Source organism: Pseudomonas sp. NFIX10 (genome assembly GCF_900111955.1).
Taxonomy (GTDB): domain Bacteria; phylum Pseudomonadota; class Gammaproteobacteria; order Pseudomonadales; family Pseudomonadaceae; genus Aquipseudomonas; species Aquipseudomonas fluorescens_AA.
In genome coordinates this window covers 23,231-49,026 of record NZ_FOKH01000039.1, presented here as the reverse complement: position 1 = coordinate 49,026, position 25,796 = coordinate 23,231, and the positions used below count along the sequence as shown (strand labels likewise).

At 57.6% G+C, this 25,796-nt stretch carries 27 protein-coding genes; 11 read left to right on the top strand and 16 right to left on the bottom strand.

From position 1 onward, the window contains the following. Window positions 1-749: 749 nt before the first annotated feature. The 3 genes from BM321_RS26445 to BM321_RS26435 are packed head-to-tail and all read right to left on the bottom strand — an operon-like array spanning window position 750 to window position 4,059. On the bottom strand, window positions 750-959 hold the full coding sequence (locus tag BM321_RS26445; RefSeq protein WP_080274897.1) for a KTSC domain-containing protein: 210 nt from the start codon (window positions 957-959) through the stop codon (window positions 750-752). A gap of 8 nt (window positions 960-967) precedes the next feature. Further along, window positions 968-2,839: an ATP-binding protein gene (locus tag BM321_RS26440; protein ID WP_092445784.1), complete on the bottom strand. Its 1,872-nt coding sequence runs from the start codon at window positions 2,837-2,839 to the stop codon at window positions 968-970. After that, complete coding sequence (locus BM321_RS26435) at window positions 2,839-4,059, bottom strand: SIR2 family protein (protein WP_175534973.1); 1,221 nt, start codon at window positions 4,057-4,059, stop codon at window positions 2,839-2,841. The genes BM321_RS26440 and BM321_RS26435 overlap by 1 nt, the downstream gene beginning before the upstream one ends. A gap of 591 nt (window positions 4,060-4,650) precedes the next feature. Here BM321_RS26435 and BM321_RS26430 point away from each other — a divergent pair. Beyond that, window positions 4,651-4,920, top strand: coding sequence for a hypothetical protein (locus BM321_RS26430; protein ID WP_139230545.1), 270 nt, complete (start codon window positions 4,651-4,653; stop codon window positions 4,918-4,920). A gap of 29 nt (window positions 4,921-4,949) precedes the next feature. On the opposite strand, the gene BM321_RS26425 is transcribed toward BM321_RS26430, so the two are convergent. The 3 genes from BM321_RS26425 to BM321_RS26415 all read right to left on the bottom strand — a co-directional run bounded on the left by BM321_RS26425 (window position 4,950) and on the right by BM321_RS26415 (window position 6,711). Further along, entirely contained in the window at window positions 4,950-5,636 is a 687-nt protein-coding gene (locus BM321_RS26425) for an HD domain-containing protein (protein WP_092445778.1), read from the bottom strand. Between the two features lie 47 nt (window positions 5,637-5,683). Next, window positions 5,684-6,073 carry a hypothetical protein gene (locus BM321_RS26420; RefSeq protein WP_092445776.1) on the bottom strand — a complete coding sequence of 130 codons (390 nt, stop codon included), beginning with the start codon at window positions 6,071-6,073 and terminating at the stop codon, window positions 5,684-5,686. A 167-nt stretch (window positions 6,074-6,240) separates the two neighbouring features. After that, window positions 6,241-6,711, bottom strand: a complete 471-nt coding sequence (locus BM321_RS26415) for a hypothetical protein (RefSeq protein ID WP_092445774.1) — start codon at window positions 6,709-6,711, stop codon at window positions 6,241-6,243. Between the two features lie 129 nt (window positions 6,712-6,840). Here BM321_RS26415 and BM321_RS26410 point away from each other — a divergent pair, with 129 nt between their 5' ends. Next, entirely contained in the window at window positions 6,841-7,227 is a 387-nt protein-coding gene (locus BM321_RS26410) for an Imm41 family immunity protein (protein WP_158264772.1), read from the top strand. A gap of 338 nt (window positions 7,228-7,565) precedes the next feature. Here the strand turns inward: BM321_RS26410 and BM321_RS26405 are convergent, their stop codons facing one another. Both BM321_RS26405 and BM321_RS26395 read right to left on the bottom strand, forming a co-directional pair. Next, window positions 7,566-8,243: a phytanoyl-CoA dioxygenase family protein gene (locus BM321_RS26405; protein WP_092445772.1), complete on the bottom strand. Its 678-nt coding sequence runs from the start codon at window positions 8,241-8,243 to the stop codon at window positions 7,566-7,568. Window positions 8,244-8,474: 231 nt separating this feature from the next. Beyond that, the gene (locus tag BM321_RS26395; RefSeq protein ID WP_058544244.1) at window positions 8,475-8,753 is read right to left on the bottom strand and encodes a hypothetical protein; all 279 of its coding nucleotides are present in this window, start codon (window positions 8,751-8,753) and stop codon (window positions 8,475-8,477) included. 557 nt (window positions 8,754-9,310) lie between these two features. On the opposite strand from BM321_RS26395, the gene BM321_RS26390 reads away from it, so the two are divergent. From BM321_RS26390 to BM321_RS26365, 7 genes are all read left to right on the top strand, one after another. Continuing rightward, entirely contained in the window at window positions 9,311-11,500 is a 2,190-nt protein-coding gene (locus BM321_RS26390) for a GAF domain-containing hybrid sensor histidine kinase/response regulator (protein WP_092445768.1), read from the top strand. Window positions 11,501-11,590: 90 nt separating this feature from the next. Next, complete coding sequence (locus BM321_RS26385; protein WP_256573496.1) at window positions 11,591-11,842, top strand: hypothetical protein; 252 nt, start codon at window positions 11,591-11,593, stop codon at window positions 11,840-11,842. Window positions 11,843-12,178: 336 nt separating this feature from the next. Next, window positions 12,179-12,595 (top strand): glycine zipper domain-containing protein, encoded by a 417-nt coding sequence (locus BM321_RS26380; RefSeq protein ID WP_060741339.1) that lies wholly within the window; start codon window positions 12,179-12,181, stop codon window positions 12,593-12,595. A 151-nt stretch (window positions 12,596-12,746) separates the two neighbouring features. After that, window positions 12,747-12,920: a hypothetical protein gene (locus BM321_RS30630; RefSeq protein ID WP_170842313.1), complete on the top strand. Its 174-nt coding sequence runs from the start codon at window positions 12,747-12,749 to the stop codon at window positions 12,918-12,920. A 69-nt stretch (window positions 12,921-12,989) separates the two neighbouring features. Continuing rightward, window positions 12,990-13,193, top strand: coding sequence for a hypothetical protein (locus tag BM321_RS26375; RefSeq protein WP_060741340.1), 204 nt, complete (start codon window positions 12,990-12,992; stop codon window positions 13,191-13,193). An 88-nt stretch (window positions 13,194-13,281) separates the two neighbouring features. Continuing rightward, window positions 13,282-13,656: a hypothetical protein gene (locus tag BM321_RS26370; RefSeq protein WP_092445766.1), complete on the top strand. Its 375-nt coding sequence runs from the start codon at window positions 13,282-13,284 to the stop codon at window positions 13,654-13,656. A 188-nt stretch (window positions 13,657-13,844) separates the two neighbouring features. Beyond that, window positions 13,845-14,540, top strand: coding sequence for an HAD-IA family hydrolase (locus BM321_RS26365; RefSeq protein ID WP_092332475.1), 696 nt, complete (start codon window positions 13,845-13,847; stop codon window positions 14,538-14,540). A 63-nt stretch (window positions 14,541-14,603) separates the two neighbouring features. Here BM321_RS26365 and BM321_RS26360 read toward each other — a convergent pair whose 3' ends face one another. Continuing rightward, window positions 14,604-15,350 (bottom strand): 3-oxoacyl-ACP reductase family protein, encoded by a 747-nt coding sequence (locus BM321_RS26360; RefSeq protein ID WP_060741343.1) that lies wholly within the window; start codon window positions 15,348-15,350, stop codon window positions 14,604-14,606. A 125-nt stretch (window positions 15,351-15,475) separates the two neighbouring features. Between BM321_RS26360 and BM321_RS26355 the strand changes: the two genes are divergently transcribed. Next, window positions 15,476-16,399, top strand: coding sequence for a LysR family transcriptional regulator (locus BM321_RS26355; RefSeq protein WP_092445764.1), 924 nt, complete (start codon window positions 15,476-15,478; stop codon window positions 16,397-16,399). 144 nt (window positions 16,400-16,543) lie between these two features. On the opposite strand, the gene BM321_RS26350 is transcribed toward BM321_RS26355, so the two are convergent. The 3 genes from BM321_RS26350 to BM321_RS26340 form a co-directional block, all read right to left on the bottom strand. Continuing rightward, entirely contained in the window at window positions 16,544-17,272 is a 729-nt protein-coding gene (locus BM321_RS26350; protein WP_092445762.1) for an aspartate/glutamate racemase family protein, read from the bottom strand. 60 nt (window positions 17,273-17,332) lie between these two features. Continuing rightward, a complete protein-coding gene (locus BM321_RS26345; RefSeq protein WP_092445760.1) occupies window positions 17,333-18,862 on the bottom strand; it encodes an NCS1 family nucleobase:cation symporter-1 in 1,530 nt (509 codons plus the stop codon). Between the two features lie 452 nt (window positions 18,863-19,314). Further along, window positions 19,315-20,058: a phosphoadenylyl-sulfate reductase gene (locus tag BM321_RS26340; protein WP_013693959.1), complete on the bottom strand. Its 744-nt coding sequence runs from the start codon at window positions 20,056-20,058 to the stop codon at window positions 19,315-19,317. A gap of 174 nt (window positions 20,059-20,232) precedes the next feature. Between BM321_RS26340 and thrH the strand changes: the two genes are divergently transcribed. Then, a complete protein-coding gene (gene thrH, locus BM321_RS26335) occupies window positions 20,233-20,850 on the top strand; it encodes a bifunctional phosphoserine phosphatase/homoserine phosphotransferase ThrH (RefSeq protein WP_092445759.1) in 618 nt (205 codons plus the stop codon). Window positions 20,851-20,995: 145 nt separating this feature from the next. On the opposite strand, the gene pabB is transcribed toward thrH, so the two are convergent. The 4 genes from pabB to BM321_RS26315 form a co-directional block, all read right to left on the bottom strand. Beyond that, window positions 20,996-22,339, bottom strand: coding sequence for an aminodeoxychorismate synthase component I (gene pabB / locus BM321_RS26330; protein WP_092445757.1), 1,344 nt, complete (start codon window positions 22,337-22,339; stop codon window positions 20,996-20,998). A gap of 308 nt (window positions 22,340-22,647) precedes the next feature. Further along, window positions 22,648-23,634: an alpha-L-glutamate ligase-like protein gene (locus BM321_RS26325; protein ID WP_092168683.1), complete on the bottom strand. Its 987-nt coding sequence runs from the start codon at window positions 23,632-23,634 to the stop codon at window positions 22,648-22,650. After that, complete coding sequence (locus BM321_RS26320; RefSeq protein WP_060741350.1) at window positions 23,634-25,166, bottom strand: osmotic stress tolerance membrane protein RloB; 1,533 nt, start codon at window positions 25,164-25,166, stop codon at window positions 23,634-23,636. Before BM321_RS26320 ends, BM321_RS26325 begins: the two co-directional genes overlap by 1 nt. Window positions 25,167-25,171: 5 nt before the next feature. Further along, window positions 25,172-25,708: a retropepsin-like aspartic peptidase RloA gene (locus tag BM321_RS26315; protein WP_053186065.1), complete on the bottom strand. Its 537-nt coding sequence runs from the start codon at window positions 25,706-25,708 to the stop codon at window positions 25,172-25,174. Window positions 25,709-25,796: the final 88 nt, after the last annotated feature.

The window sequence follows — 25,796 nt, the reverse complement described above, 5'->3', positions numbered from 1 at the left end:
TTTCCTTACGGTGATCATGCTGTGATTAAACAGGTTCGACAATTATTTACAAATAGTGAACTCCGCTTCATCACCTATTTTTGCCATACTTTATCGCTATTCGGCTACTTTCCATACAATCTCTAATATGCATTACGCAGGGTCAATTTACTCACACCCGAAGGAGATCCGCCGAATCGTGGCGCGCTTCGACAAGCTCGCGGAAGGTTATGCCGCCATGGCCTCGCTCGCTTGCTCCATTCGATGTTTGCGACATCCATTTCCTTACAGGGCCTAAGTGGCTGAAAACAGTCGCTACCGAAGGGCCGCTTTGGGTCCAGAGTGTGTAAAAACGCTTCGCCAAAATTGAAATGTGCGCGTCCACGTTAAATCTGAAATTTATCGGCACGTCAGCAGATGTGGATTTCGCGTAGAAGCGCGATTTTCAGTCCAGTTTTAAGTACCTGTCGTGCTCAAAAACGTTTTTACACTGCCTCGGTCGATTGTAGCCGGTCGCGAAAGACCGGAACCGGCCAAAAGCAGTCAATCGCCGCCTACAAAATGAAGGGCGATTCACAGCGCCCGCATATTGGTTACGTTAGGCGCAGAGACGCTAAGCTCAATGCCCGCGGTGAAGCGTTGAAGCAGAGGGTCCAAGGATGAAGGACGAATACTTCTGCTCGGGCGTAGGGAAAGCTCATTGTTAGAGTGGATGTCCGCGTACTTATTCACATAGCCAAACGAGAACCCCACTCCATTTTGATGCTTATTCAAACACGAGAATATCTATACACGCCTTTAATATTTTCGGCGAGATAACCTCCAACCGAGTCGGCATTTACCAACCCATTGAAGGCGCTTTGTGGTACATCGAAGTATTGGTAAAGCGTACCATTTTTAAACTCCACCTCTAAAGTTTCACTGTCTTCGTCGTAGCCTACGGACTCTACGTTTGAAGATGACACCGGGCTTCGTTCCATAATTACTCCTAAGTTTTTATCTTATCAATTCGGGGATTCTGAGCTCGCCATGTTTCTACTAGTTCTTCATAGTTGGGACTGCCCTCCATTTTTATTCCCCATCCACCGGGAGAAAGAGATTCATCGATAGGAAACTCATCGTAAACTATAGGATCTTGGCTATCTGGTCGTCGATTTTTCGGAGGAGCTAGAATAGAGGTCCTCATAGGAAGCTTTACCGCCTCGCCTAAGATAATCGCCTCCCCTGTTCTCAAGATGGGCAGCATACTAGTCAATCCGTCCAGATTGTCTGAGAGTGCAGAGGTGATGTGCGCGCGATCTGTCGAATTGGTAAGTCTAAGAGCAAAAAAAGTCCCACACTGAGAGAGAATTGTAGGGTCTATTTCGGACGGACGTTGGCTGACGATCATTGCGCCTATACCGTATTTCCGTCCCTCTTTTACTATCCGCTGTACAATTTTAGAAGCCATACCCTTGAAACTGTCATTGAGATATATATGTGCTTCCTCCATGACAATTAATAACGGACGGTGCCTGCCACCTTGAGATAGGTTTCTTGCCCAAAAAAGAGCTTCATACAGTATCCTTAGTACCGCCCCTATAGTGGTTTGCAATATGTCTGGGGGGACGCCAGATAAATCTAAGATAGATATCGATTTTCGGCCAATCCAACTCTCAAGTAATTTGTCTAGGTCAGTCACTACTGCACCGTCTGCTTCTGGCATCCAATCGCCGGGACGAAATATAAAGTCATACCTAGGTATTCGAAGTTTTGTGCCGAGCAGCAAAACATTTTTCCCAATGTTCAATGAGCCTGGCAGATAGTTGATTTTCTCCTCGTTGGCCTCGGTAACGATATTCTTGAATATTGGAGGTATCCCAGCAGCGGGATTTCCTCTTAGTTCCTTGCCAGCGGGATCAAGTTCAAAGGCAAGATTATTCATCGGCTTTCCTGGACGGCCTTTGTAGTAAGTTGCAAATGTCTCGATGAAAAGGTCGTACCACAGATGGTGGATACTAAAAGGAATAGGGGAGTCAACACTAACCGAATCAAGGGACGCGCCAGTTCTTGGATATTTCGCGATCGACTCGGCTTTAAGTTTATGAACTCGCTCCATAACAACGTTTTTTTCTTTTTCGTTGCTGAACTCGCCAAAGCTAATTTCGCATAGCTCATCAAAATTTAACGCCCAGAATGGAATTCGCAGCTCGCTTTCTGCGAGTTTAGACGACTTGAATGAGTTTATTTTGAAGATATCAGCCTTGTCTTTAAGGGCAGAACCATACTCCCCATGTAAGTCGAGCATAATAATTCGCGAAGAAGGGTATTTCTCAGTGTCGGACAGCGCATTCATAATGCTTGCCACCGTTGTGGACTTACCAGATCCTGTCGTACCAACGATAGCGGAGTGACGAGTGACAAGCTTATTAATGTCAATCAGGGCCGGTATAGATTCAGCGTTTGAGATATGACCTAATTTTACGAAATATGGTCGATCTGGACGGCCATAAATTGTTTTTAGCTCCTTTTCGGATACTAAATGAACCTCATCCCCAATTGTGGGGTACTGTGATAGACCTCGTTGAAATGAACCATTTCGTTGCCCCTCACCGACAAGCTGGATTCTCATCCATCTATTACTTTGATCGTCGATGCTGTTCTTATTTTCCGGTACAGCGCTTGCACCTACTTGACTGACAATTCCGAATAAATCAGAAAAGCCTATGGGTATTCTTACAAAACTACCAATCTGTCCGACCCTATATCCTTGGCCGTCGATATAAATGAAGCCTGTTAATGACTGCTTGGATAATGAAATGCTAACCGCCGTCCCGTTTACATCTTGGACATCGCCCAAGTAGGTTTCTTTGCTAGCCATTAACTTCCCCCTGATGCTGAGCCGATTATCCTTTTCAAAAAGCTCGTAAAGACAGCAAAGTCACCAAGCTTGATAATGTTCTCTGTCTTGCCTGATGTGTCATCAATCTTGGTAGAAGTAATAAATGCTCTGATATCCAGGTCAGCATCGTCGTTTTCAGGAAATAGAGACCATCGCCCCGGGTTTGTACCAATAATGGCCTTGTCGAATGTCCAAATATTTAGATTGTGCTGGTTTTTTGCTAATCGATATGCCTCAGGGTACTTTTCTTTCGCTAACCCGTCAGGAAGCTGATCTTCGAAATTTCCATACATCAGCGCCAGCACCATCGCTGTAGGGTTTGCTTTTAGAGCGTTTATTATGGTGTCATTTAAATGGCCATCATTAAATGAGTAGCCTGACATTATGAGCAATGACGACTTTTTACGAATAAATCTATTTAGTTGATCTATGAGTGCAAGGTAGGGCATTTTCCGGCTTTCTTCATACTTCAAGTGCGAAGGATAAATCAAGTGGGACGCGTCCTCCTTTATCTCCGAAGATCGATAGACTTTTTTCTGGCCAGATATTTCCTCTTTGTACCAGTTAATTGATCCGTGAATTTTCCAAAGTCTAGACCAGTGAACGGGTATTAGATTGTCTTCTAGAGCTCGCAAGTCAAAAAATGATCTACGGGCACCCACGAACCCATCGAAATACTCGACCTCAAGATCCTCAAGTGATTGTTCCATAAGCAAGTCGTAATTCGTGGTAAATATTTCGACGGGAGTTTTCCTGTCTATAGAGCGTATCCACTTGCACAGCTGGTGATATGGAGTGTCGTGACTTGGAAGTAATACATCAATTTTTTTAACAATAATCTTGCATATTTTTTTCTCAAGCTCTAAAAGACTAGCCTCACTTAAACCTCTAACTTCTCCGCCTTTGGATACAGCTAAGAGACTTCTTAAGAAGCTTAGTGTGTCTTCTATATTCTCAGAATTTCGTTCTGCCTTAACCAGCTCAGCCAAAAGAATTTTATATTGAGCGTCTTCCACCAGCTGACTGTTAATGAATTTTGTAAGGTTTGCTACATCAGGGATTAATGGCCATTCATCTGTTGGCATACTTACTGAGAGAGGACATCCCGCAGATAAAAAAAAGCCGATTGATTCATTATCTTGTGACAAAGATTGCCGAAGATATTTTAAATGCCTAATAGGATCATGAAAGCCTTCCATGTAACCGTTCCCCTCTGACATTGGTGTTTAGGCTGGTCACATTTTCAGAGGGGCGTAACATTGGCTTCCCGCCTGATGATTCCCTGCTTAGCCTGAACGTAGCAGGCAACTAAAATAGACACAAGCGCTTTCATGGCTGGATGCCATCTACGACGGCCTATAAACTCGGTCATCAATGCGCGAACGCGCGAACTGATTGACGCATGGGCGACTAGGAGGTGTCTAAAGCAGGGTTACACACCCTGAAGTGTGAAGAAATCACCTTCAAAAACACGGCTATCATCGATATTTTGGACTGATCACGTGCCGCCTCGCCAAAGCCAGCTTAGTAAAGCGCCTAACGCAGGTATACGGTGTCGGGCAGGCCTCAAAAAATTGCGCCAACAATTACCTCAATGCTCAGCTTGTCGCCAATCACCAACTCGTTTAGTAGTTCTGTCGACAAGCGAAGTTCGCTGACCACTTCTGGCCGTATGCTGCCTGTCACGAAGGCTCGCAATCGGCCAAAAGTAGTCATCCAATCTCGTTTTTTTAGCTATCTTCTGATCATGCGAAATGACCCACCCTTCGATTTCTATCAGAGGTCGGTTCATGAGTTCGAATCTTACAATCTCAAATTTTTTGGGTCCGTGGTGTGGGGATTCACCTACAGGTCTGATGCAGCGTTGCAAGGCGGTCTGGGATACCCCTTTAGCAAATTTGACCGACCTGATGGTTGCCACTTTTTTGAATCAGGACATCGCTGTCACGCAGATGCTTATAGAAGCAAAGCGCCGCATAAAAGAGCAGGAACGAGATGGGAGCGAGTACTTTGAGGGCCAGCTTCTCGAAGCCATGAAGAGCGTGCAGTCAGGGGAGTAAGTTATCCCTTCGCCGTTTGAATCCAGTCTTCAGTCAAGGCGTTCGATGGCGCGAGCAAGATTTACGCGTGCCTGCTGCTCGAATGCGTCGAAGTACGGTGCAGTCGTATAAATGCGCCCACGTGCCAGAAAACCTTCAAGGACCTGGCGGCGCTTTTGGCGGTACACAGACAGCGGTACAAACGAGTACTCGCGGCGGATTTGTTGGTCGTATTCCTCGAACCGCTCGAACGCTGCCCCAAGGATCGCCAGATCCGTGTCCACCAGCACCGCTTCGTCTGCCGACGCCGGAGCAGCGTCGTGCCGCGTCACCATCACCAGCTCGTAAAGCCTGCGTCGCGTTTCATCGCCCAGGCCGCTATCGCGTGCCACGTCATCCAACCATTGAGCACTGCGCAGCTCGTTGTCGCTGCGAAGAGGGTCGTAGATCGCATCATGGAACCATAGCGCGAGGTCGATTTCGGCGGGGGCCTGGCAGGCCGCGTTGACGAATCGGCGCACTTGAAGGCATTCCTGCAGATGTTGGAGGGTGTGGTAAGCGCGGTGCGGCTCGCAGTAGTGTCGAATGAGTGCTTCGTACGTCTCTTGTGACGCGCATCCGACGCCAAGCTCTGCCCAGACGCGAGCCCAGGCGGCGAAGCCCGTGGCATCAGCCACATCGAGGTCGCCGTGTGTGCTGGCCGGCAACAGCGCACTCCCTTCTGGCGAGTCCGTCATCGTCTCTCCTGCGCTTCAAAAATGAAAAACGGCACACCCATTTTGAATTACTGGGCATCACCCGCTGGGGCCTCGTCGGCACCGTCCGGTGGCGCTCCGTAAGGTACACCAATCTCGACCCGGTCTGCCTTTACCCAACCGGTGTAGTCGTCGCCACTCTTGGCGATGAAGTTCACCTCCAGCCATGACTCGTCTTCAAGGCTGGCGTAAACGGTGAGAGAGTCGCCGGGTATTACGAAAATCTTTTTATTGGCACAGGCTTCATTCGGCGCTTCGTGAAAATGCAGGCGCCCGGTGCCAATGACCTTGCCTTGCACCGACGGGTGAAACTCAGGCACGGTGCCAGAGATCTTTTTCGCGAGGGCAGAGCAGTTGACAGCGGCCTGGCTCAGGGTGCTGAACAGGCATAGGCATAACACGCTTGAACGCAGATACATCTTGGCGAATTCCGTTTGGGGTGGAGGCGCAGGATAGTTAAGTCGGAAGCTATTGGGGAAGGGACATACCTTGACTCCTTTCGGGCCAAAAGCTGCCGTTCCCAAACGGTCGCTTTATGTCCGAAACTGTCCCTGTAAATTTTCTCATTGGAATAGAAGATGGCTCATCACATTTTTGTCTTGATGGCGCGAATGGCTGCCAGGTAAGCGCTATTTCCGATTCCGACCTGACCCCAGACCTTGCGACTCTCTCCTCCTTGACGGTCGTATTGTTCATCCGCATCCCATAGCGTCAGGATTTGGTTAGGAAATAGGTATTCATATGGTGAGAATTCATGCGTACCGGAATTGTCCGAAGCAGCCATCAGCGAAAACACGTCGATGGCAGAGTGCCTGAAGACATCGATGCCCTTGAAGACGAATGTGACGTTCGGATTTCCGGAGGCACCAATGAAGCTGACTTCATCGTTTGGTCCGTGGGAAACCTGCATGCAGGACTCGCAAAAATAATCGACGCTGTTCCGGGAATGCTCAAGCGGGAACCCAATGGCGGCCATTGCTTGCCTCGCTACAGCGCGTGCTACACCAAGACGCACGGGACCAATAGCTTCGAGCGGTAAAATTTCAAAAGCAGGCATTTCCTGGCTCCGTAAAGTGGATGGCTGGCCAACAGCTCCGCTGGGGAGGGCGCGGGAGTTTTGCGGTACATTGTCCGAGAGTGGCAACTCGGTACGTTGTCGACCTTATCTGATATGGAAATCATTAACATGGATGCGCACGCTCTGATCGCCAGAAATTTCGTCGGGTGCGAAGCATACGAAGACGCCTCGTTCATCGGACGGTTACACGAAGCAGGACTCTGGGATCGTGAAGAATACTGGCTACTGGAGTGGGCACTTTATCAAATCGCGACAGAGGCAAGCTTCAGTCAGGCGCTCTCACATAGGGTGTTCGAGATATTCAGCTACGGCTTTCTGTTATTCGGGTGCCACTTTGATCGCAAGGATCTCTTCAAGATCCGAAATCTAAAAAGAAAGCAGATCTATGATTTTCGCGAGAGATTCCAGATGGTTTTTGAGGGCTTCTTCGCAGGGGAAATGCCGACACCGGCTCGCTTTGACGAACCCAATCCGTGGCTCCGAGGGGGCCAGTGATTCTGACCGGACGGGATTAATAGCCACTGATATGTATGGGCGCAAAATGGCTCCTCCGGCGTTTGCATCAAACCGCTTAAAGTCAGCACCACCCGGTTACAAACTACCTTCTTTATAGCCCGATGACTGCGCCAAAAACTCAACGATCAGCGATGCAACCTGCTGCTGAATCACCCCCCGAGCACGACCGCCATCACCTCAGGCAGGCCAACAACAGGGCGCCGAAAACTATTTTCAATGTCGTTTCTTCCTTGATCAGACGAATGGTGTTCTCAAAAAGCTCGGGCATTAAAGCTCGGATTCGAACCGTTGCGCACAACTTTCATCGACCCACAAACCTAGCCCTCGAAAGTAAACGCCGAGGGGGCGAATCGATCGCGGGTGTCCATGCGAATATTGCGCAGCGCCACGGTTTCCAGGTGTGACGCGTAGAGCGATTCCGCGAAATAGCTGATCAGGATGGAGCGACGGCGTGCGCCGATCGCGTTCAGGCTGCCCGCGTGCACCAGGTCGACATCGAACACCAGGATGTCACCGGCACTGCCTGAAAGCTGTACCGCGCCTGACTCGTCATTGAAGTCGAAGGGTGGCGCATCCGGCTCGGGGCGATGGCTGCCGGGGACGATCCGTGTCGCACCGTTCTCGGGGCCGTAATCGTCGAAGAATGCCAGGGCGATGGCGATGTCGCCTGGTCGTTGGGCCGACAGATCGCGGTGCAGTGGTTGCTGGCCGCCACCGGCAAGGGGCTCGCGACCTTCCACTTGGGAGAGGAAGAATTGCTCGCCGATCAACTCTCCCGCCACCGCCAGTAATTGGGGCAGACGACATACGGCCTGAATCCTCGAATCATCGTCCAGCATCGAATAGCGCCAGTCCGTGCCACGGGGCACTGGCCATTGATCTGACGGCCGCACGCCTGCATCGAACACGCTACGCAAGTCAGCCAGCCACTCGTTCGGGATGGCTCGGCGGAGCAGGGCGTAGCCGTCTTGGTGGAGTCGTTTGCGGTCAGCCATGGTTCGTCCTTGGGCGGGCATTTGGAAGGCTAGTCTGTAAACCAAAGTGGGCAACTGCGCTGAATGATCAATCGCGGGTTGGTGTGATGACGTTTGTCGAGTAGTTCAGGTCGACAAGGTACCCGTGGCGAGGGAGCTTGCTCCCGCTTGAGTGCGCAGCGCTCACAAAAGGGGCCGCTGCGCAGCCCAGCGGGAGCAAGCTCCCTCGCCACAGGTTGTCGGCGGACAGGCTTATAGCGTGGAGCCTGCCGGTGCCGCATCCAATCGTCGTGCAATCACATCCATCACGTCGCACCCATCGCGCAGTGGGATGCAGCACAGTTGTGCGAGGTCCTGAAGGGTTGCGGGATCGATGGTCAATTCATCACGCATCGCCAGGTTCTCCAGGAATTGGGTGGCGGCACGGATTCGGTAGGCGGCTGAGTCGAGCAGGATGTGTAGCGGGGCGGTGGTATCGACGTAGAGGGGTTGGTCGTCGGCGTTGCTGGTAAGGCCCATATATTGATTCATAAGTAAGCTCCACTGGAAAAGTTTCACCACCTAATCGTCGCCAAACGAAAGGTGGCAACTGTACGCAGGTTGGCGAACCGGAGTGGAAGCCGGCAGACCCGAAGGTCTCCCGCGTACAGCTGCCATAACGACAACTCTACAGATGCAAGAACGCCTGCAACAAAGCAAGCGCTTTTGCATCCCACTGCGGGTCGCCAAACCCGGCCACCATCTGGGCGACGCGAAGACTATAGTCGCCGCCGCAAAAAATACGCAAGGGATTGATAGCGAAGGGGATTCCCAATCATGTGTAGGACGTTGCCACAGCCGTAAGCATCTGAGCTATATGTCTTACAACTGAGCAAGCCCCTCACTTACATCGGGCCAAATCCCAACGATATGTAGGATATTTCTGTAGCCTCATCGCCATTATCTGCCCGTTCCCCCCCATTTGCCCCCCGACGCCTCCCACAATCCAATCGCGCATTCCCACCCGTCGCGGGATAATACGGCCCTGCCTGGGGTCACAAGCGTTTCCCCCCCTCGTTGGTATTGGCGTCTCAGAAGGATCGAACGCAATGACAGATTGGCTTCAGAGCTCTGGAGAAATGGCTGAACGGGTTCGGCGCCATCCTTGGGGGGACACGCCGCTCGGGCCGCCTTCGCAGTGGCCTGATGTGCTGAAGACCACCGTGGCCCTGAGCCTCGCCTCGCATTTTCCCCAGGCCATTGTGTGGGGACCGGACCTGATCACGTTGTACAACGATGCGTTCCTGACCATCCTCGGCAACAAGCCTGAGGCGTTGGGGCGGCGGTTCGATGAGGTGTGGCGGGAGGTCTGGAACGATATCGGGCCGATCGTGCGCGCGGCCTTCGATGGGCAAGCCACTTATATAGAGAACTTCCCCCTGGTCATCGAGCGCGGCGGCGGTCCTGAGCAAGCTTATTTCACGTTCTGCTACAGCCCCATCCGTGACCAGTTCGGCAAAGTGGTGGGCATGTTGGATACGGTCACCGAAACCACGTCCACGGTGTTCATGACCCAGCGGCTGGCCGTGCTGGATGCCATCGGCAATGCCGTGGCCAACGCCACGGACCCGCAGGCCATCATGGCAACCACCACGCGGATTCTGGCGGCGCACTTGAACCTGTCCAATTGTGCCTATGCGGACATGGATGAAGACGAGGACGGCTTCACCATTCGCGGTGATTGGGCCAGGGCCGGTTCGCCTCACATTCTCGGGCATTATCGGTTGGCTGATTTTGGGCGGCTGGCTGTCGCCAACCTGCGGGCCGGCAAGCCGCTGGTGATCAACGATAACCTCAAGGAGCTGGCGCCGGAGGAAGCGGCGACGTTCCAGGCCATTGGCATCGCGGCCACCATTTGCGTGCCGTTGATCAAGGGCGGGCGCTTGACCGCGCTGATGGCCATTCACGACAAAACGCCGCGGGTCTGGTCATCCAACGATCTGGCGCTGCTGATGGAAGTCACCGAGCGCTCCTGGGCCCACATCGAGCGCGCCCGTGCCGACGCTGCCGTGCGCGAAGGCCTGGCGGCCCTGGCCGAATTGAACGCGACGCTGGAAGAACGGGTCGAGGAACGCACCACGCGTCTGAAACAGACCGAAGCGGCGCTGCGCCAGTCGCAGAAACTCGAAGCCATCGGCCAGCTCACCGGTGGCGTGGCCCATGATTTCAATAACTTGCTGACGATCATCCGTTCTTCGGTGGACTTCCTGCGCATGCCCAACTTGTCCGAAGAGCGCCGACAACGCTATATGACCGCGGTGTCCGAAACCGTGGAGCGCGCCTCCAAGTTGACCAGCCAGTTGCTCGCGTTTGCCCGGCGCCAGCCGTTGAAGCCAGAGGTCATCGATGTGGGCAAGCAAGTGCAGAGCCTGGGGGACATGCTGCAAACCGTCACCGGGGCGCGGATCCAGGTCAACGTCGAATTGTGCGATCGGCCCTGTTACATCCGCGCGGACCTGAGCCAGTTCGAGACGGCGTTGATCAACATGGCCCTCAATGCCCGGGATGCCATGAACGGCCAGGGCACGCTGTGGCTTCGGCTCAGTTGCGGCGGTGGCATACCGCCGATCCGTGGTCATGCCGGGGCCGGGCAATCCTTTGCCGCCATTGCCCTGGCCGATACCGGCACCGGCATTGACTCGCAAGTGCTCGAGCACATCTTCGAACCCTTCTTCACCACCAAGGAAGTGGGCAAGGGCACGGGGCTGGGCTTGTCCCAGGTGTTCGGTTTTGCCAAGCAGTCCGGTGGCAACGTCGATGTTTCGACCGTGGTGGGCGAGGGCACGGTGTTCACCTTGTACCTTCCGGAAGTGGCGCCCGAGCAAAACCACGAGCCGGTCAAGGAAGAGGTCACGCACCTGGTGCTGGAAAAGGGCAAGCGCCGAGTGTTGATCGTGGAAGACAACCTGGAGGTGGGGCGTTTCGCCAACCAGATCCTCCAGGATCTGGGCTACGAAACCGCCTGGGCGACCAACGCCGAAGAAGCGCTGGAAATGGTCGGGCCGGATGCGATGGCATTCGACGCGGTATTTTCTGACGTGGTGATGCCAGGCATCGGCGGTATCGCCTTGGCCCGGGAACTGCGCCAGCGTCGCCCGGATCTGCCAGTGGTGCTCACTTCCGGCTACAGCGAAGAGTTGGCCCACAGTGGTCATGAAGGCTTTGAGTTCTTGTCCAAACCCTATTCGGCCGACCAGGTTTCCCGGGTTTTGAACCGGACGATATTGGGCGCTGAATGAGTGTTTCCTTTTTGCAACAGTGAGTTCCACTCGTCGGCGAAGGACCTTGTTGAATCAACAGTCTGTTGATGACCGACTAGTCTCATTGTCGTGAAGGTCGATATTGTCAGGCAACCGGTTGTTGTCGGTGTGGACCTCAATGAAAGGGGAAAGGCAATGGGAGCATCGTACAGCGAGGAGCACGGAGCCGCGTATCCGATCAATGAAGGATTGCAGTGTGGTCAGTCGACCTACCATGCAGACTTTGGCGACGAGCCGATCAAGTCCATCAGGACGAAGGTGGCCAAAGTGCAGCGAGGGGAGAAGGCCAAGTTCTTGCCCAGGGTTCCGGTCAAGAAGTGACAGGCTCCCACCGGGCTGCGATCTTTCTCCTATCGATTGAATCCACAGCGAACGATAAAAGGTCGCAGCCTTCGGCAGCTTCTACAGGCGGAAATATTTTTCATCTTTTCTCAACCATTGGTTTCTTTCACGTTTCTTTCACAAGCAGGTACGTACTCTCAGCTCATCCGTTAGAAAGCAGTACCTGCCCGTTTCCCCAGCGGGCTTTTTTTTGCCTGTCACAAAATAATCCGCCGTTTCGTTGTCCAACCATCATGGTTGAGGCTGTTTGGCGTACACTCGCGCCCGCGCGCACTGGCCATTTCTCCCCGATGCGGCATTCTTGAGGTTTCTATCATGCGTTTGACTTTGTCCACCTTGGTACTGGGGCTGGTGGTTGCCCAGGGCGCGATGGCGGCCGGTGACGGTACTGCTGCAGTCGGCGGCGGTCTGGGCGGTGTGCTGGGCAACGTGGTCGGCCAGCAGATGGGCGGCAGCACAGGTGCCGCGATCGGCGCGGGTGTCGGCGGCGCAGCTGGCAGTGCCGTGGGCGCGCGCAAGGGCAGCCGCACGGAAGCCGCCATCGGTGGTGGCCTGGGGTCGGCCGGTGGTTCGATCGTCGGTAACCGTCTGGGCGGCTCCACCGGCTCCACCATCGGCGCTGGCGTCGGCGGCGCGGCGGGCGGCGCGTTGGGCAGCAACCTGTCCAATGACAACGACGGTCACTCCGGCGGCAAGAAGCACAAGTACAAGCACAAGAGAAATCATCGTTAAGCGGATGCTTGGATGAAAAGACCCGGCCTCTGTGCCGGGTTTTTTATTGACCTGCCATTCCCGTGTACAGGGCTCTCCTGAACATTTCTCGGAACGATTGCCACCCCCCCACCTCAAATTCATACATCCATCAGCGATTGCGAGGTGTGCCATGACGCCGGAAACCGAAGGCAAGGAAGAAAAGGGCCCGACGGGCGTGCCCTTCATCAATGATCCGGGCCCCAACGACCCGGGCAACGAAGACCCCGGTTCCCTGATGGATGACGCCCAGGTGCCCTTGCTCGACGATGAAGACGCTGAACTCGAGGACGAATCCTACGAGTGAAGGCGTTCAAACTGATCGTCCGCGTTCTCTAAGCTGCAGGACAGGTGCGTGCACCTGTCAGGAGATTGTATGACTGCCGATTCCCCCGTTCCCAATGACGAAGAAACCCCGGAGTACCCGCTGCCATCGCCCACCAATCCGTTGAGCCGCGACCAGCTCCCGCCCGATGACGAGGCGGGCGTCGAGCAGGTACCCAGCGACGACGAGGACGTCGAAGCGACTCCGGATGATCCGGACATCGCCGGTGACGACGCCTCTGGCACGCCGAGTTGATCGACGGGCCCGCCTGTCGATTCAGTGGCACCATCGCCCCGCCACGCATGCCAGACATCAGGTAAGTATCTTGAAAAGGAGACTCACCATGATGAAGTCCAACCTGACAGCGCTGACACTCGCCGGGATTCTTTCCGTCAGTTCATTAGCCGCTTTCGCACAATCTTCGAGCGGCACGCCCCCCGTGGACAAGGGCGGGATGCCACCTTCCTCGGAAATGGAAGCCGGCTCCAATTCTGGTGCCAGCGGTAACGCCTTGCCTCCGGGCTCTGTAGGCGGCGGGAATGGCGGCGATGCCAGCGGCAGCAGCACCAGCCCCGGCACGGGCAGCGGTTCGCTGAGTGGCGGTAGTACGATGGGCGGTGCCGACGCGGGTGGTGGGACCAACGGCGGAACCGGTAGCAGTGGCAGCGGGGGCAGCTCGGGTGGCAGTGGTTCGGGGTCGGGCGGCTCCGGTCAGTAACTTCCCATCATCATCATCCGACACTACTGGCGAGGGAGCTTGCTCCCTCGCCACAAAGCTCATCCTCATTTCCCATTGCCGGTTCCAAGCCCCCTTCGTTATCCTGCTGAATCCTTTAAGGCGAACACGCTGCCCTGGCCGCACCTGAGCCATCCCTGGAATGTTGTGTTGATAACGGATCAGATGCGATGAATGCACCGCTGAAAGAGTTTGGCCCGATCAAGGCTGTGATTTTCGACATGGATGGGCTGTTGCTGGACACCGAGGGGATCTACACCGAGGTCACCTCCATCATCGCCGAGCGCTACGGGCGCACGTTCGATTGGAGCGTCAAGCAGAACATCATCGGGCGCGGGGCCACCGACCTGGCCAATTACGTCGTCCAGGCCCTGGAGTTGCCGATCACCCCCCAGGAATTCCTGGTCATCCGCGAGCCCTTGATGCGCGAGCGTTTTCCTCACGCCCTGGGTATGCCCGGTGCCGAGGAACTGGTGCGGCATCTCAAAGCCCACAACGTTCCGATCGCGGTGGGTACCAGTTCATCGAGTGCCACGTTCGAACTCAAAACCACCTTGCACCGGGACTGGTTCGCGCTGTTCGATTGCATCGTGACGGCGGACGATCCTGAAGTCGGCGCGGCGAAACCGGCACCGGATATCTTCCTCACCGCCGCCCGGCGCCTGGGTGTCGAGCCGCGCGATTGCCTGGTGTTCGAGGATTCGCCGTTCGGCGTGACAGCCGCGAAAGCCGCCGGCATGACCGCCATCGCCATTCCGGACTCGGCCATGGCGGACGAAAAATACGCCCATGCCGACGGGATCATCCGCTCCTTGAGAATGTTCCAGCCGAGCCTTTGCGGTTTGCCGGAGTTGGAATGGACCTGACAGCGAAGGGCTGCTGCGCAGCCCTGCGGGAGCAAGCTCCCTCGCCACAATGATCGGCTCGGGTCAGGCGCCGAAACCACCGTCGATGGTCAGGCTGGCGCCGGTGATATAACCGGCTTCCGGCCCTGCCAGGTAGGCGACGAAACTGGCGATTTCATCGACGTTGCCGTAGCGCCCGACGGCCATCAGGGACAACAGGCTGGAGGCGAAGTCGCTGTCGGCCGGGTTCATGTCGGTGTCCACCGGGCCGGGCTGCACGTTGTTGACGGTGATGCCGCGCGGGCCGAGGTCGCGGGCCAGGCCTTTGGTCAGGCCCACCAGCGCGGATTTGCTCATGGCGTAGGTCGCGCCGCCGACGAAGGGCATGCGGTCGGCGTTGGTGCTGCCGATGTTGATGACCCGGCCACCTTCGCCCATGTGCCGCGCTGCCGCCTGGGTGGCGACGAACACGCTGCGCACATTGACGGCCAGGGTCTGGTCGAAATCTTCGAGTTTGAATTCATCCAGCGGCCCCATGGCCAGCACGCCCGCGTTATTGACCAGGATATCCAGTCGCCCGAACGCTTCGACGGTGGCGGCGACGGCGTTACGGACGGCGTCGGCGTCGGCGCTGTCCGCCTTGATTGCCAAGGCCTTGCCGCCCGCTGCGGTGATGCTGTTCTGCAGTTCTTCGGATTTTGCGCCGGAGCTGACGTAGGTGAAGGCCACGGCGGCGCCTTCTGCGGCAAGGCGTTTGACGATGGCGGCGCCGATGCCGCGAGAACCGCCCTGGATCAAGGCGACTTTACCGTTCAGTGCTTGGGTACTCATGATGTTCTCCAAAAAGTGCCGGGGCGAGGTGCCGCGGTGATGGAGCGAGTATCAAGAAGACGTCATGGGCTGTGTAGACCGTCATTGCTATAGTCTGTCTAAACCAAAAGTTTAGAGTGGGCCCCATGGAGACCTTCAACAGTATCGAATGCTTTGTGCGCAGCGCCGAAGTCGGCAGCTTTGCCGAAGCGGCGCGCCGCTTGAGCGTGACCCCGGCGGCGGTGGGTAAAAGCGTCGCCAAGCTGGAGGCGCGGATGGGCGTGCGACTGTTCCAGCGCAGCACCCGCAGCCTGAGGCTGACCGAAGCCGGCCAGTTGTTCCTGAGGGAAGTCGGCAGCAGTTTCAACACCATCCAGAACGCCGTCGCCAACCTGGCCAGCGCCGGTGGGCAACCGGCGGGAACGCTGAAGGTGAGCATGGGCACGGCGTTCGGTCGCTTGTATGTCGTGCCATTGCTAGGCGAGTTTTTGCGGCGCTACCCGGCGATCAACCCGGATTGGCATTTTGATAACCGCCAGGTAGACCTGATCGGCCAGGGTTTCGATGCCGCCATCGGCGGTGGTTTCGAGCTGCCCCAGGGCGTGGTGGCGCGCAAGTTGACGGTGGCTCATCGGGTGCTGGTCGCGTCCACAGACTACCTGAACACTCACGCTGCATTGGTGGAGCCGGAAGATCTGGCGCAGCACCAGGGCATCTTGATTCGCTCGCCACAAACCGGTCGCGTGCGTTCCTGGCAACTGACCAGCCGAACCCAGCAACACAGCCCGCTCATGCTCAAGACCCGCATGACCATGAGCGATTCGGAAGCCGACTGCGCGGCCGCGGCCCAAGGGCTGGGCATCGGGCTGGTGAGCATGCCGGTGGCCGTGCCCTACCTGGAGTCCGGCGCGTTGCAACGGGTGCTGCCGGACTGGTACGTCGATGACGGCAATATCTCCATTTACTACGCCGAGCATAAGTTGCTGCCGGGCAAGACCCGGGCGTTCGTGGATTTCATCATCGAGCAGTTTGCCGAGCTGGGGTTGGCGCGGCGGTTCAGTGCGGTTTGAGTTGGGCTCTGGACCGAGTTGGCCTCAATTGCGAGCAAGCTCGCTCCCACAGTTGGTGGATGATCAGCAGTTTCGTGAGCACCACAAACCCTGTGGGAGCGAGCTTGCTCGCGATTAGGGGCAACTCGGTCCAAGCCTGTGAACTCACCGCCCAAACCGCCCCGGCCAGCCAATGATGGTCTTGGGCCGAGGCGTGGCGTAGGTGCGCACTTTCGAGGTCGACAAACCCAGTCGCACCAGCGACTCGGCAATGGTCACCGCCGCCGTCACGCCATCGACTACCGGCACCCCGGTGCGCTGGCGGATCTGCTCATCGAGCCCGGCCATGCCGCCGCAGCCCAGGCAGATCACTTCGGCCTTGTCCTGGCTGACCGCCAGTTCGGCCTGGCGCACGATGGCCTCGACCGCCCGTTGCGGGTCTTGCTCCAGTTCCAGCACCGCCAGGCCGCTGGCCCGTACCGAGGCGCAGCGGTCGAACAGGCCGGACAGCTTGAGCCGGTCTTCGATCAGCGGCACGGTGCGGTCCAGGGTGGTGACCACCGAATAAGCGTGACCGAGGAACATGGCGGTACTGGCCCCGGCATCGGTGATGTCCACCACCGGCACGTTCAGCAGTTCTTGCAGACCTTCGCGGCCATGCTCGCCGTAGCCGGCCTGGATCACTGCGTCGAACGGCTGGTCGTAGGACATCACCCGGTCCATCACCGCAATGGCCGCCAGGTAGCTTTCAAAATTGCCCTCGATGGAATCGGCACCGAAATGCGGCGTGAGCCCGATGATCTCGGTGCCCGGCGCGGCCACGGCCTGGGCCTGGCGGGCGATGGCCTGGGTGATGGATTCGGTGGTGTTGACGTTGACCACGAGAATTCGCATGAGCTGTCCTCCTTGCTGCATGAAAGTAAGCGGCCCGTACCGGCCGGGCCGTTTGAGGGATCAATGATGAACGTTATCCACAGCGATGGATTCGCCGCTGACGTCTTCGTAATACGGTTCGCGCTTGGCGATGATCAGGTACAGCAGCCCTGCAATCGAAGCGCCAATCAGCCAGGAAAACGCTGAGACGGCGTCAAAACCGGGCACCAGGGCCAGGATAATGGCGATCAGTGCGGCCGGAATGAACGCCGCCACCGCCCGCAGGTTGACCCCATTGCTGTAGAAATACGCACCGTTCGGGTCCTCGCTGTACAGTTGTGGCACGTTGATGCGGCCTTTTCGCAGCAGCCAGTAGTCGACCATGATCACCCCGTACAGCGGCCCGAGCAGGGCGCCGAGACCGGACAGGAAATACACGATCACCAGTGGGCTGTTGTACAGGTTCCACGGCAGGATCAGTACGGCAATGGCGGCGCTGATCAGCCCGGCGCGGCGGAAGGTCAGGTACTTGGGCGCCAGGTTGCTGAGCACGAACGCCGGGGCGACGAAGTTGGCCATGATGTTCACCGCCACGGTGACGATCAGGAAGGCCAGGCAGCCCAACACCAGAAGGAACGTGTTGGGGATCGAGGCGACGACCTGGGTCGGGCTTTCGATGATTTGCCCGTTGATCTGGAACTGCGCACCGCAGAGCAGGATGGTGATCCCGGCAAATACCAGGATGTTTACTGGCAGGCCCCAGAAATTGCCGACGATGATGGTTCGGCGGCACGGCGAGGAGCGGGCGAAGTCGCAGAAATTGAGGATCAAGGTGCCGTAGATCGACAGCCACAGGGCGCCGCCGGCAAAGATATTGCGCCACATTTCGCCACCGGTCAGCGGCTCGCGGATCGACCAGGCAATGGTGGCACCGGCCTGGGTGTACATCCAACCGGCCAGGGCCGCGACGGTCACCAGGATCACCGGACCGGCGAAACCTTCATATCGGCGCACCGTCTCCATGCCGTAGGCCAGGATCACCAGTTGCACGAGCCAGATCGCCACGAAACACACCCAGCCCAGGCTCGACAGGCCCAGGATCGAGTCGCGGTCGTAGTCGGCGAAGCCCGGGTGGATCGCCACCAGCAACACGCGAAACACCACCGACGCCAGGTAGGTCTGGATCCCGAACCAGGCAATCGCAATGACCGCCCTGATCAACGCAGGAATCTGCGCGCCGTGGATCCCGAAGCTGATCCGGCTGATCACCGGGAACGGCACCCCGGTTTTCTGGCCCATGTAGCCGGACAGGTTCATGAAGCCATACACCAGTGCCGCGCCTATCCCCAGGGACAGCAAGATCTGCCAGCCACCCAACCCCAGGGCATAGAGGCCGATGGCGAAGGAATAGTTGGCAATGTTGTGCACGTCGTTGGTCCACAGGGCAAAGATGCTGTAGCGGCCCCAGCGGCGACCTTCGGCCTTGGTGGGCGCCAGGTCCTTGTTGTGCAGCCGCGGGCTCAAGGCCAGGGACGCTGCGGCGTTGTCATCGGGGGCAGGGGTGGAGGAGGGCAGATCCAGCGCGATGTTATTGGAGAGACTTGTACGCATTCCGGCAGGCTCCTGATTCTCGGCGCTGCGATGACTGTGCATGAGCGCGGGGCTCGACAAATCTTCGTCGCGGCGGGCGAGCATCATTGGTTACGGGGCATCTGCAGCCTGTACGGGATAGGGCGCTTCAGGCTTGCGGATCTAAAGTGTGTGTATATTTTATAAATGTTGTATACAAAACACTTGTCGACTCAAGCCAGATTTATGCCACTTGTGGATCTATCCAACGTAGCGCTAATTTCGTTTCGTTATGTTCTTTGAATAACTGACTGAAATATGGAGATTTAAAGCTGACCGTTTAAACAGGTATTTATTTTTGGGCGAACGCCAGTGAGGGAAGGAAGCCAGGTGGGAGGGGAAATTGGGTGTAACCTTTCGGGGCAGTAACGATAGAAGTGCACACAAAAATGCCATTTGCGGTGACATTTTTGTGTACAGAGGGCGATGGACGCTTAGACGGTCTTGGATTTGGCGATGATGTTTCCGGCGTGCAGCCCGCATTCTTTCTGCGTGGCTTCTTCCCACCACCATCGGCCTTCGCGTTCGTGCTGGTTCGGCAGCACCGGGCGGGTGCAGGGTTCGCAGCCGATGCTGATGAAGCCACGTTCATGCAAGCTGTTGTAAGGCAGCTCGAGCATGCGGATGTAGCCCCAGACTTCTTCGCTGGTCATCTGCGACAGCGGGTTGAACTTGTACAGGGTGCGCTCGGGGGTGGAAAACGCCGTGTCGATTTCCAACACGGCCACCTGGCTGCGGGTGCCGGGGCTCTGGTCGCGGCGCTGGCCGGTGGCCCAGGCGCGGACATCGGTCAGCTTGCGGCGCAGCGGCTCGATCTTGCGGATGCCACAGCACTCGCCGTGACCGTCCTTGTAGAAGCTGAACAGGCCTTTTTCCTTCACGAAGGGTTCAAGTTTCGTGTAGTCCGGCGAGACCAGTTCGATGTCGATCTTGTAGTGCTCGCGCACCTGATCGATGAAGCGATAGGTCTCCGGGTGCAGGCGACCGGTGTCGAGGCTGAACACCTTGACGTTCTTGTTCAGTTTCCAGGCCATGTCCACCAGCACCACGTCTTCGGCGCCACTGAACGATATCCACAGCTCGTCGCCGAATTCGGCGAAGGCCAGCTTGAGGATGTCCTGGGGGGACTTGTTGGCATAGGTCGTGGCGAGTTCCACGACGTCGAACGATGGGCTCATCAGGGCGGTTTCCTACAGGTCGGTGGCGCTGGGCGCTCTATATGGGGCTGATGGTAACAAAAGCTGTCGGGGCTGGCGCGCTCCTGTGCGTTGCGCGGGCTCTGGCGAATGGCTAGAGTCGGCAAGCCTTTTATTCGCTCAACCGATAAACATCAGAAAAAATGGGAGTGTCTTGTGGAAATTGCCTGTCTCGACCTGGAAGGTGTGCTGGTCCCGGAGATCTGGATCGCCTTCGCTGAAAAAACCGGGATTGATTCCCTCAGGGCAACCACTCGGGACATTCCCGACTACGACGTGCTGATGAAGCAACGGTTGCGCATTCTCGATGAGCACGGCCTCAAGCTCTCCGACATCCAGGAAGTCATCGCCACTCTCCAGCCGCTGGACGGCGCCATCGAATTCGTCGACTGGCTGCGCGAGCGCTTCCAGGTGGTGATTCTTTCCGACACGTTCTACGAATTTTCCCAACCGTTGATGCGCCAGCTGGGTTTCCCGACGTTGCTCTGCCATCGCTTGATTACCGAGGACAGCGGGCGGGTGACGGGGTACCAGTTGCGTCAGAAAGATCCCAAGCGCCAGTCGGTTCTGGCTTTCAAGAGCCTGTATTACCGTGTGATTGCGGCGGGGGATTCCTATAACGACACCACGATGCTGGGCGAAGCCGACGCCGGAATTCTGTTCCATGCGCCGGAGAACGTGATCCGTGAATTCCCGCAATTCCCGGCGGTGCACACGTTTGCCGAGTTGAAGCAGGAATTTATCAAGGCGTCGAACCGTGATCTCAGCCTGTAAGTAAAAAACTGTGGGAGCGAGCTTGCTCGCGATAGCGGTGTGCCAGCCAGCATTGATGTTGACTGACACACTGTCATCGCGGGCAAGCCTTGCTCCCACAGACTGGCGCTATACCCTGTGGGAGCAAGGCTTGCCCGCGATGCTTTTAGAGGTTCTGCAAGGTTTCGAGCAACACCCGAACCTTGGTGATCGACTCCTGATACTCGGCCTCCCAGTCCGAATCCGCGACAATCCCGCCACCGCCCCAGCAGCACACCTGCCCATCCTTGACCAGTAAACTGCGGATGGCGATGGAGCTGTCCATTTCTCCGCGCACGTCCAGGTATAGCAACGAGCCGCAATACAGCCCGCGCCGGGTCGGTTCGAGTTCGTCGATGATTTGCATGGCGCGGATTTTCGGCGCGCCGGTGATCGAGCCGCCGGGGAAGCTGCCGGCGATCAGATCCAGGGCGTCCTTGTCGTCGGCCAGTTCGCCGGTCACGCTGCTGACCAGGTGATGCACGTTCGGGTAGCTTTCCAGGCTGAACAACTCCGGCACTCGCACCGAGCCGATACGGCAGGTGCGGCCCAGGTCGTTGCGCAGCAGGTCGACGATCATCAGGTTTTCCGCCCGGTCCTTGGGGCTGGCCAGCAGTTCGGCGGCGTGGGCCGCGTCTTCCTCGGGCGTCGTGCCGCGGGGGCGGGTGCCCTTGATCGGCCGGGTTTCCACCTGGCCTTCGCTGATTTTGACGAAGCGCTCTGGGGACAGGCTCAGCACCGCGCCGCCCTCCGGCAGGGTCTGGAAGCCGGAAAACGGTGTCGGGCAAGCCGTCCGCAACGCCTGGTAAGCGGCCCAGGCATCACCCTGGCAGGGCGCGCGGAAGCGTTGGGCGAAGTTGACCTGATAGCAGTCGCCGGCCTGGATATACGCCTGGATACGTTCGAACGCCTGTCGGTAGGCTTCGGCACTGAGGTCCGGCGTCATCGGTCCTTCAAGGCTGAACGAGGGAATGGCGGCGGTGGTCGGCTGGCTGAACAACGCGATCAGGCGTTGGCGTTCGTCTTCGCCACAATGGGGATGGAACACCAGTTGGCTGGTGCCCGCCTGGTGGTCGCTGATCAAAGCCCAGTCGTACACGCCAAAACGCGCGTCGGGCAGTTGCAGGTCGTCCTGGGCGTGGGATGGCAGGGTTTCTAGGTGTCGGCCGAAGTCGTAGCTCAAGTAGCCGATCAGGCCGCCGGCGAAGGGCAATTGCACCGTGCCCGGCAGCACCGCATCGCCCAGTTGCGTCAGCTGAATGCGCAGGCGTTGCAGGAAATCGCCGCCGCTCTCGTTCGGCAACACCGCCAATTGTGCCAGCGGCCAGGCACTGAGCAGGTCGTAACGCCCACGCTCGGCACTCGGCCGGCCACTGTCGAGCAGCACGCTGCCCGGGGCATGACGGATCGCCGCGAAATACTCGGCGGGGTTGGTGCGGTAGGGCAGCGGGTGTACGGAGCAGGTTGGCATGGGCGGGGCGGGTCAGCCATTCAGGCGGGGGAGCGATTGTAATCCCCTGTAGGATTTGCTCCTAGGGGGATGTCGGAGATGAGCAAGTATGGGGTTATCGAAAATATTCGGATGTGAACACCTTGTGGCGAGGGAGCTTGCTCCCGCTGGGTTGCGAAGCAACCCCAGGCAGTTGAACGCGGTCAGCCTGATGCACTGCGGTGCTGGGTTTTGAGGGGCGCTTCGCACCCCAGCGGGAGCAAGCTCCCTCGCCACAGGGTTTCACACTCCAGCCTTCAGCCTCAGCTTCAGACTCCCGCTTTCAAGCCTCAGCCCTCAACCGGCGGAATATGCCCAAACAGCTCCTGGGCAAACGCCACGCGTTCTTCAGCGGTTTCGATAACGCCCCGTTCCTTGAGTTCTTCCAGGCGGGCTTCCACCGCGTGGGTGCGCAGGGTCAGGCCGCAGTCGTTGGCGATCTGGATGTTCAGGCCCGGTCGGGCATTCAGTTCCAGGATCAACGGCCCTTTCTCCTGATCCAGCACCATGTCGACGCCGATGTAGCCCAGCCCGCACAGTTCATAGCAACCGGCGGCCAGTTTCATGAAACCGTCCCAATAGGGCAGTTGCACGCCGTCCACCGCGTTGGTGGTGTCGGGGTGTTTGGTGATGATGTTGTTCAGCCAGGTGCCGCGCAGGGTCAGGCCCGTGGCGAGGTCGACGCCCACGCCGATGGCGCCTTGGTGCAGGTTGGCCTTGCCGCCGGACTGTCGGGTTGGCAGCCGTAGCATGGCCATCACCGGATAGCCCATCAGCACGATGATGCGGATGTCCGGCACGCCCTCGTAGCTGATGCTCTTGAAGATCTGGTCCGGCGTCACGCGGTACTCGATCAGCGCCCGGTCACGGTGCCCGCCCAAGGAATACAGGCCCGTGAGGATGCTGGAGACATGGTGCTCGATTTCCTCATGGCTGATGATCTTGCCGGACACCGTGCGGTAGCGGCCTTCGAAGCGGTCGGCGATGACGATGATGCCGTCGCCGCCAGCGCCCTGGGCCGGCTTGATCACGAAGTCGGTGCGCCCGCCGATGATGTCGTCGAGCTTGTCGATTTCTTTCTCGGTGGAGATCACCCCGTACAGCTCCGGCACATGGATGCCGGCGGCGATGGCCCGTTCCTTGGTGATGATCTTGTCATCGACGATGGGGTACAGGCTGCGCTTGTTGTACTTGAGCACGTAATCGGCGTTACGCCGATTGATGCCCATGATGCCCCGGGCTTCCAGGGCCTTCCAGGTCTTCCAGAAGCCGAACATCAGGAGTCTGCCTTGAGGAAGGCCTTGAACCGCACCAGCTCGGTCAGGCGGTAGCCGCGATAACGTCCCATGGCCAGCATGAAGCCCACCAGGATCAGCAGGATCGCCGGGAAGGTGAACACGAAGTACACCAGTTCCGGCACGCTCATGATCAGGTGCGCCAGGGACGCGGCGAACAAGGTGCCGATGGCGACTTTCATCGCGTGGCCGGCGCCGCGCTCTTCCCAGGTGATGGACAGGCGTTCGATGGTCATGGTCAGGATCACCATCGGGAACAGTGCCACCGACAAGCCGCGCTCCAGGCCCAGCTTATGGCTGAACAGGCTGATGGCGGCGATCAGCACCACCACGAACGTCAGTACCACCGAGAGCCTTGGCAGCATCTGCAGCTTGAGGTGCTCCAGGTACGAACGCAGCGACAGGCCCAGCGTGGTGATCACCGTGAACAGGATGATGCCGAAGCCCAACTGGGTTTCACGGAAGGCCAGGGCGATCAGCACCGGGGTAAAGGTCCCGAGGGTTTGCAGGCCGATCAGGTTGCGCAGGATCAGGATCACCAGCACGCCGATCGGGATCATCACCATGATCATGAAGGTTTGCTGGGTTTGCAGCGGCAAGCCGTAGAGCGAGTATTCGAGGAAGTTGGCGTCGGTGTTCTCGTCCGTCAGCTTGGCCAGGCGGATGGCGTTCATTTCGCTGTTGTTCATGCTGAAGGTGACGGTGGCTTTCTTGCCGCCATCGACGGTGATCAGGTTTTCATCGCCGGTCCACCACAGCAGGCGGTCGGTGGGCAGGCCCTGTTCGCCGGAGTCCGGGTTGAAATACAGCCAGTCGGTGCCGTTGAAGCTGCGCAGCCACAGTTCGGGCGTCTGCGGCTGGTCGGCCACCAGGCGGATGGTGTGGACCTTTTCCACCGGCACGTGGGCGATGGACAGCACCAATTCGACGATGCGCGCCTTGTTGGCCGAGGAAGGATCACCGGCCAGCAACAGCTTGACGTTGTCGTCGTTGAGGTTGTTGACCCGCTTGATCGCTTCGCTGATGAACGTCTCGACGTCGGCCGAGTGCTGGCGGATCGGCGCGAGCAGGGCTTCGGCGGCCAGTTTCTCCGGGCCTTCGACGGCGATGCTGTCACGGAAGGTCGGGCCCTTGACCTTGGTTTTCTCGGCGCTGTAGCGCTTGGTCAGCACCAGGCGGTAATAAAGGGTCTGGTTGCCCTTGGCGCGCCGGGCTGACCAGGTCACTTTGCGGTTACCGTCGACCCGGTTCACCGCCACGCCGTAATTATTGGAAATGAAACTCTCGTTGAGGCTCACGTAGTCGCGGCTCAGGGGCGGCACGAACATCTGGATCTTCACCGGATCCTTGGCGTTGGGCACGAATTCGACCTTGGCGTCGATGTTCCACAAATCGTCGGTGGCGTCTTCGGTGACCGGGATGCCGAGCACGAAAATCTGATAGGCCGTCACCGACAGGCCCAGCACCACCAGGATGGCGATCAGCATTTTCAGATGGAGGGTAAGGGAGCGCATTGGAATTACTCTGCGGTTTGAGCGGCATTGGCGCAGGCGGGTTTGCCGGCAGCGTATTTAAGACTGGGGTCGACCAGCGCGTCGAAGCGCTTGAGCGCCTCGGAGCCGATCAGCAACGGGTATTGGAAGGCGCTGCGGTCGGTCAGGTTCACTTCGATGCTGCGCAGGGCCGAGCCCATGCAGATGTCCAGTTCGATGACCGGCCGGGCCGTGTATTTCTTGCCTTCTTCCGGGTCGTAGTCACCGGCGCGGCGTTTGATCTTGCTGACCCGCGCCAGCGGACGTTCGATGGGGTGCGAGTGGGCGGCGTCGATGGCCAGGTAAAAACGCACCCAGGATTCGCCATTGCGCTTGAAGCGCTTGATGTCCCGGGCGCTGAGGGATGCGGTCTTGGCGCCGGTGTCGAGCTTGGCGGCGACCTCCAGGTCGATACCCTGCAGGGCGGCGTATTCGTTGAGGCCGTACACGGTTTTTTCACCCGCCACGGCAAGCCCCGGCAGGCACATGAAATAGAAAGCGGCAGATAAGGGCTTGAGTGTCATAGATCCTGGTGCGCAGCGTTCCGTTTATCGGTTCAGGCCCTGGCATTACTGCACAAGCTCCCTAGGCAGCCTTTCTCTAATAAAAGGA